Here is a 1,068-nt window from a genome sequence, read left to right as displayed (position 1 = left end):
AGCAACGCGCCCAGACCCAGGCCCGGCGTTCGGCCAGGCGCGCGGCACGCCAGGCCAAACGCGCCGACCGACCGGCCCAGGCCGCGGCCGCAGACGCGCAGCAGGCCGCCCACGGCACCCTGCGCACCCTGTACCGCCGCCTGGCCAGTGCCCTGCACCCCGACCGTGCCACCGACGAAGCCGACCGGCAACGCAAAAACGCCTGGATGAGCGAGGCCAACGCCGCGCACGAACGGCGCGACCTCGTCGCCCTGCTGCGCTTGCAGTGGCAGGCCGAAGGCGTCGATCCGCAACACCCCGACCGGGTGCCCGAGGCGCGGCTGCAGGCCCTGACCCACCTGCTCCAGCAACAAGCGGCCGATTTGGAGCGCGAACGCCAGGCGGCCCAACAACGCTGGGCACACGCCCTGGACCTGCCCCAGGGGGCACGGCTCACGGCCGAGACCTTGCAGGCCCAGCTCCAGGCCGAAGCCCAGGCCCTGGCCCACACCCTGGCCCGCCTGCGCCAGGACCTGGAGCAGGTCGAACAGCGCGCCACCCTCAAAGCCTGGTTGAATGCGCAACGCCAGGGACCGCTCTCCTTGGCCTGACGCGACACCCGGGAATTCCCGGGCGCCCCACAATCGGGGCATGAAAGACCTGCGTTCCATCGCCCTGTCCATGCTCGACCTGGTGGCCGTGCGCGAAGGCGGCACCGTGGCCGACGCCCTGGCCATCGCCCTGCGCACCGCCCAGCACGCCGAACGCCTGGGCTTCACCCGCTACTGGCTGGCCGAACACCACAACATGGCCGGCATCGCCAGCTCCGCCACCGCGGTGCTGGTGGGGCACCTCGCCGGCGGCACGCAGCGCATCCGCGTCGGCTCCGGCGGGGTGATGCTGCCCAACCACGCGCCGCTGGTGGTGGCCGAGGCCTTCGGCACCCTGGCCGAGCTCTACCCCGGCCGCATCGACCTCGGCCTGGGCCGCGCGCCCGGCACCGACGGCCCCACCATGCGCGCCCTGCGCCGCGACCGGGTGGAGACCGAGGACGATTTCCCGCGCGATGTGGCCGAACTGCAGCGCCTG

General features: G+C 73.6%; 2 protein-coding genes. Both read left to right on the top strand.

What is annotated here, in order from left to right; all coding sequences use genetic code 11:
• A partial coding sequence (locus CON77_RS07650; protein WP_500778836.1) for a J domain-containing protein occupies positions 1 to 590 on the top strand: 590 nt, incomplete at its 5' end.
• Between the two features lie 40 nt (positions 591 to 630).
• On the top strand, positions 631 to 1,068 hold a 438-nt coding region (locus CON77_RS15535; RefSeq protein ID WP_232788445.1), incomplete at its 3' end, for an MsnO8 family LLM class oxidoreductase.

Origin of the sequence: Macromonas nakdongensis, from assembly GCF_002837145.1 — a bacterium.
In the GTDB taxonomy this organism is placed as follows: domain Bacteria; phylum Pseudomonadota; class Gammaproteobacteria; order Burkholderiales; family Burkholderiaceae_C; genus Macromonas_B; species Macromonas_B nakdongensis.
This window is presented reverse-complemented; position numbering and strand designations above follow the sequence as displayed.